This window comes from Herbaspirillum sp. B65 (assembly GCF_000333555.1).
In the GTDB taxonomy this organism is placed as follows: domain Bacteria; phylum Pseudomonadota; class Gammaproteobacteria; order Burkholderiales; family Burkholderiaceae_D; genus Herbaspirillum; species Herbaspirillum rubrisubalbicans.
Genome location: NZ_BADI01000192.1, coordinates 1 through 5,608 on the forward strand (window position 1 = coordinate 1; position 5,608 = coordinate 5,608).

Annotated in this window: 8 protein-coding genes and 1 pseudogene; 7 read left to right on the forward strand and 2 right to left on the reverse strand. The window is 60.6% G+C overall.

Features of this window, described 5'->3' with window-relative positions:
- From I5W_RS32760 to I5W_RS33830, 6 genes and pseudogenes are all read left to right on the forward strand, one after another.
- Nucleotides 1–193: hypothetical protein (locus I5W_RS32760; RefSeq protein WP_217284438.1), on the forward strand; the 193-nt coding region annotated here is incomplete at its 5' end.
- Between the two features lie 222 nt (nt 194–415).
- Nucleotides 416–708: pseudogene (locus I5W_RS04885) on the forward strand (transposase); the annotation flags it as partial.
- Between the two features lie 3 nt (nt 709–711).
- Complete coding sequence (locus I5W_RS04890; protein WP_441294715.1) at nt 712–1,122, forward strand: IS3 family transposase; 411 nt, start codon at nt 712–714, stop codon at nt 1,120–1,122.
- 48 nt (nt 1,123–1,170) lie between these two features.
- On the forward strand, nt 1,171–1,485 hold the full coding sequence (locus tag I5W_RS04895) for a transposase (RefSeq protein WP_017454809.1): 315 nt from the start codon (nt 1,171–1,173) through the stop codon (nt 1,483–1,485).
- Between the two features lie 41 nt (nt 1,486–1,526).
- Nucleotides 1,527–2,303, forward strand: a complete 777-nt coding sequence (locus I5W_RS04900) for an IS3 family transposase (RefSeq protein WP_044528398.1) — start codon at nt 1,527–1,529, stop codon at nt 2,301–2,303.
- A gap of 1 nt (nt 2,304) precedes the next feature.
- On the forward strand, nt 2,305–2,433 hold the full coding sequence (locus tag I5W_RS33830) for a hypothetical protein (protein ID WP_256380759.1): 129 nt from the start codon (nt 2,305–2,307) through the stop codon (nt 2,431–2,433).
- Between the two features lie 29 nt (nt 2,434–2,462).
- On the opposite strand, the gene I5W_RS04905 is transcribed toward I5W_RS33830, so the two are convergent.
- Together I5W_RS04905 and I5W_RS04910 are read right to left on the reverse strand one after the other, a co-directional pair.
- Nucleotides 2,463–3,521: a maleylacetate reductase gene (locus I5W_RS04905; protein WP_044528399.1), complete on the reverse strand. Its 1,059-nt coding sequence runs from the start codon at nt 3,519–3,521 to the stop codon at nt 2,463–2,465.
- A gap of 19 nt (nt 3,522–3,540) precedes the next feature.
- The gene (locus I5W_RS04910) at nt 3,541–4,407 is read right to left on the reverse strand and encodes an intradiol ring-cleavage dioxygenase (RefSeq protein WP_044528400.1); all 867 of its coding nucleotides are present in this window, start codon (nt 4,405–4,407) and stop codon (nt 3,541–3,543) included.
- Nucleotides 4,408–4,534: 127 nt separating this feature from the next.
- Between I5W_RS04910 and I5W_RS04915 the strand changes: the two genes are divergently transcribed.
- Complete coding sequence (locus tag I5W_RS04915) at nt 4,535–5,452, forward strand: LysR family transcriptional regulator (protein ID WP_199901704.1); 918 nt, start codon at nt 4,535–4,537, stop codon at nt 5,450–5,452.
- Nucleotides 5,453–5,608: the final 156 nt, after the last annotated feature.

Sequence of the window (5,608 nt, forward strand, 5' to 3'; positions counted from 1 at the left end):
TGGTTATTTTGTTGCGCAGATCAATTGGGACAAGGGAGCTCCTTATTACCGTCTAGTCGCTTGCGAGACGAAAAGTGTCACTTTTGTTGAGGCTATTCCAATACCTATTGGTGCAAACCAGGGATCAATTTATGTCACATCTAGAGAAACAGGGGCGATTCAGGTAAGGAATCTTTCCGTCGAGGTAAATTAATCAATTTGAGTTCACGCATTCTTGGCAGTCCGCTTGCCTAGTCAGTTTTCCCATCTCACGGTACTCGGCAGTCGATGAAACGAGGCACTCGTTTTCGTAGGCTTCGATGTCGCACAAACGGTAGATGACCTTGCCAAGTAGCCGGATGTACTTTGGCCCGGTTGACCTGCTCCCCGAGATTAGTACGGTAATGATGTAGAGTCTGCCCCATACGGAGGCAGCATGAAGAAACGATTTACCGAAGAGCAAATTATTGGCGTACTCAAGGAAGCCGAAGCCGGTATGAAAGTGGCGGAGGTATGCCGTAAGCACGGCATCAGCGACGCGACGTACTACAACTGGAAATCCAAGTTCGGCGGGATGACGGTATCCGAGGCCCAACGGCTAAAGGCGCTGGAGGCCGAGAATGCCAAGCTCAAGAAACTGCTGGCAGAAAGCCTGCTGGACAACGCTGCACTGAAGGATGTGCTCGGCCGAAAGTGGTAAGCCCGCAGGATAGGCGAAGCGCCGTGACGCACATCATGCATGTCCACGGTCTAGGCGTAACCCGTGCCTGCGGGCTGATAGGCATTTCCCGCTCGTTGTATCACTACGAATCCCGTCGTCCTGACGATGAGGAGATGCGTCAGCGTCTTTGCGAACTGGCAGCCATAAAACGCCGATATGGCTATCGGCGTCTGCATGTATTGATGCAGCGGGAGGGATGGCAGGTCAATCGGAAGAAGCTGCTCCGCGTGTATCGACAGGCCGGCCTGAGCGTCAGGCGCCGCAAGAGGAAGCGCATTGCGGGCGTAGAGCGGCAATTGAAGGTTCAGGCGACGATGCCCAACCAGAGCTGGTCAATGGACTTTGTATCGGATGGGTTGGCTGATGGCCGCCGCTTGCGCTGCCTGAATATCGTGGACGACTTCACCAAGGAATGCCTGTAATGACCCACTAAAAACCTGCTCAGTAGATAATCCTGAAAGGAAATCAAAATGAGCAAGGTCATGGAAGAAGAATTCAAGCGTTGGACAGCCAAGCGCAAAGCGGCGCTGGTGATGGAGATCATCCAGGGAAAGACGACGATAGCGCAGGCCAGTCGGTCGTTTGATATCCCGCCTTCGGAGATCGAAGAATGGGTCGATGAAGGCCGCAAAGGGATGGAGAACGCCTTGCGTGCCAAACCGTTGGATGTAAGAGAGCAGTACGAACGGCAACTCAAGGAGCTTCAGGAAGCCTACGGAGAAGCCATGTTGGAGCTGCGCGCCAGAAAAAAATTGGCGTCCCTGTTGGGCGAGGAAGACAAGTAATCGAGACCATCCGCCAGGGACTCAAAGAAGACGGTTTCGATGTGGCTGTCAGCAAGATATGCACGTGGTTTGGGATTGCCAGGCGCACCGCTTACTACAAGCCGGTGAAGGCTGAGCCCAAGGTACAGGAGCGCTTTGCCGAACCGATTCGCCAGATGATCCTGGAAGAGCCGTCCTTCGGCTATCGCACGGTGGCTGGCTTGCTCGGGTTCAACAAGAACACAGTGCAGCGAATATTCCAGATCAGGGGCTGGCAGGTCAAGAAGCGGCCCATTGGGTTCCGACCTAGGGTGAAAGCCTTACCGTCGGTAGCTACAGGGCCAGACCAACGCTGGGCAACCGATCTGTGTCGCATCTGGACAGGGCGTGATGGCTGGGCGGTGCTGGCCCTGGTAATTGATTGCCACACGCGGGAATTACTGGGCTGGCATCTGTCGCGTTCGGGCAAGTCGAAGACGGCAGAGTCGGCCTTGGAGCAAGCGCTGATCGCGCGTTATGGTTCCTTGGGTCGCGTGACGGCGCCGTTCTTGCTGCGCTCCGATAACGGCTTGGTGTTCACCAGCCGTAGTTACACCGCGTTGGTCCGCAGTTACGGGCTGCAGCAGGAGTTCATCACGCCGCATTGCCCGCAGCAGAATGGCATGGTCGAACGCGTCATCAGAACCCTGAAGGAGCAGTGTGCCCATCGGCATCGCTTCGAAACATTGCAACACGCCAGTCGCATCATTGGCGACTGGATCAGCTTCTATAACCACCGCCGGCCGCATCAGGCGCTGGGGATGAAGACACCGGCTGAGGCGTTTGCCTTAGCTGCTTGATGTGAGCAGGTTTGGCTGGGTCATTACACCCTCGCGCGACCCAGCTTTCCCGGGCAGCCGCATCGGGTGCTCGGTGCGCGGCTCGCAGGTGGCGCAGTTCCAGGACGAATTGCGACCGGAACTGGATTGAACCTGGCGGTACAAGCCCCGGGTCATCGATCAAACTGGCGCATGACCATGCCAGGCATTCTCCAACAATGCCCGCAACGCCGCGCGCTCCAATGGGCGCGGGTTGGCATAGGCGTTCTGCAGCGCGATATCGGTGCAGCGCTCCAGCCCCTCATACGGCATCCCGAGCTCTCGCAAGGACAGCGGCGCCTGCAGCGAACGTGCCAGCGCATGGACTCCCATGGCGGCCTCTTGTGTCCCCAGTGCGCGGGCGATGCGCTGCATGGCGTGCGGCGCGGCCGGGGCGTTGTAGGCCAGGGCGTGCGGCAGGATCACGGTGTGGGTTTCGGCGTGCGGCAAGTTGTAGCTGCCCCCCAGCGTGTGACACAGCTTGTGATGCAGCGACATGCCCACATTGCCCAGCACCGTGCCACATAGCCAGGCGCCATACAGGCAGCGGCTGCGGGCCTCCTGGTCATCGCTGCGCAGCGTCAGTTGCGGCAAGCCCGTGGCCAGGGCGCGGATGCCCTCCTCGGCCAGCAGCGACATGATGGGATTGGCGTCGGCGGAATACAGGCCTTCGGCGGCGTGCGCCAGGGCATTGATGCCGCTGGTGACCGATAGCGCCAGCGGCAGGCTGCTGCTCAATTGCGGGTCGTAGATCACGGTGCGCGGCAGGACGCGGGCATCGCGGCCGGTCTTCTTGAGACCACCTTCGGTGATGCCATAGATAGGCGTCATCTCGCTGCCGGCATAGGTCGTGGGGATGGCCAGGATCGGCAGGTCGGACTCCAGCGCGATGGCCTTGCCCAGGCCCATGGTGGAACCGCCACCGATGGCAATCGCGCAGTCTGCACCCAGTTCGCGCGCCACCTGGCGTGCATGACGTGCGGTCTCGATGGGCACGTGCATGACGGCCTGGTCATAGATGCCGGCGCAGCGCGGGCCGATCAGGGCGGCCACGCGTTCGGCCTCGGCACGCTGGCCGGGGGTACACAGCACCAGGGCGCGCTGCGCGCCCAGCAGTTCGGTTTCGCGCACCAGGTGCTGCAGACTGCCGACGCCGAAGATGACGCGGGCGGCGGCGCTGGTATAGGTGAAGGCTTGCATGGCGATGGCAGGGACCGGGTCAGTTGCGCTGGGGGTTGAGGATGAAATCATAGTCCAGCGTGTAGAAAGGCTGCTCACACTGCGTGCCATCCGGGGCGGTCCCGGCTTCGTGGCGCGGCCAGTCGGCAATCAGGGTAGAACGCACGCCGAAGACGGCGTCAGACTCCAGGTAAGGATCGCCACGCCGGAAGACGTGGGTGATCAGCGTCTCGTAACCCTCGGCCTGGATGCGGAAATGCAGGTGCGCCGGACGCCAGGGATGGCGGCCCAGGGTTTCCAGCATCTTGCCCACCGGGCCGTCATGCGGAATCGGGTAGGAGTTCGCCAGGATGCTGCGGAAGTGGTAACGGCCCTGCTCGTCGGTATGCAGCGTGCCGCGAGCCTGCAACTGGTCAAGGTCGGGATATTGCACGTCATAGAAGCCGTCTTCGTCGGCTTGCCAGACTTCCATCCGGGCATGGGGGATCGGCTTGCCATCCAGGCCGCGCACACGACCGCTGACGAAGCAAGGCTGGCCCTTGGCGCCGTTGGCGATGTCTGCGCCCAGCGCATACTGCGGCGAATTGTCCACGTGGAAGGGGCCGAAGACGGTGGCTTCGGTACAGCCGGCCGGCTTGTGGTTCTGCTGGGCCATCACCAGAGTGGACAGGCCCAGGGTGTCGGAGAGCAGGATGAATTCCTGGCGCTTGTCCGAACAGAGCTGGCCGGTCTCGGTGAGAAAGCGGATGCCCTCGAACCATTCCGCCTCGGTCAGCTTGACCTCGCGTGCGAAGGCGTGCAGGTGCTGCACCAGGCTGGTGATGATCTGCCGCAGGCGTTCGTCCGACATGTCGGCGTGGCGCGCCAGGACGGCCTGGGTAATGGTGTCTTCGTTCAGGTTGAGCATGGTCTCCTCGCAATGGAAGGTGCGATTCTTATTTTTTCGATGAACGGTAATATAGTTCCTCTTTTTGGTCGGATATATGCTGTAAGTGGAAAACTGTTTTCCACTTGCTACGCCCTGGGAGGTTCACGTGGACCGCTGGATGCAATTCGAACTTTTCGTGCAGGTGGCCGAGCTGGGCAGCCTTTCCCGTGCAGCCGAGGCGCTGGGCGTGTCCAACGCTGCGGCCAGCCGCAGCCTGGCGGCGCTGGAAGAACGCCTGGGTGCGCGACTGGTGGAGCGCAGCACGCGCCGCCTGGGCTTGAGCCAGAGCGGCGAAGCCTTCTATCGCCAGTGCAAGGCGGCGCTGACGCAGATGAAGGAAGCCGAGGAACTGGTCAACGCCAACAGCGTGGCGCCCAGCGGTCTGTTGCGGGTCACCTCCTCGCTGTCTTTCTGCATGAAGCACATCAGCCCCTTGCTGCCGCGTTTCCACCGTCTCTACCCTGACATCACGCTCGACGTGGTGGCGGCCAACCGCTATGTCGATCTGCTCGACAGCGGCATCGACGTAGCCATCCGCACCCGCGAGTTCGAGCCTGATTCCAACATCGCCGTGCGCCGCCTGGCCAGCACCCGGCGCATCCTGGCCGCGGCCCCCGGCTACCTGGCCGCACGCGGCGTGCCGCGCACGCTGGAGCAACTGAGCGAGCATGACCTGCTGGTCTACAGCCATTCCAATACCCCCAACAGCCTGCGCTTCACCCATCGCGATGGCAGTCAGTGCAGCCTGGACATCCACGCCCTGATGCAATCCAACGATGGCCAGATCATCCGCGCCGCAGCGCTGGAGGGGCTGGGCATCCTGATCCAGCCCAACTACATCATCTATGACGACGTGGTAGCCGGACGCCTGGTGCCGGTGCTGGATGAATGGGACTTGCCGCGTCTGGTCATCAACATCGCCTACCAGGGCCGCAAGCACCTGCCGGCCAAGGTGCGGGTGTTCATCGACTTCCTGGTGCAGCATTTCGCGGAAATGGACTATGAGCGCAAGTGGACGCGCTGACATCGCCGCGCACCCATTAATACCGATGGGTAAATAATAAATACCAATCAGTAGATTTTATCTTTCTGGCGTAGTAAGCTAGTCGCCGATGTGAAGTCTTGCGCCCTCCCCTTTTGTCGAGCGCACGTCCCCACCAGGAGTCTTCCGATGCCCATC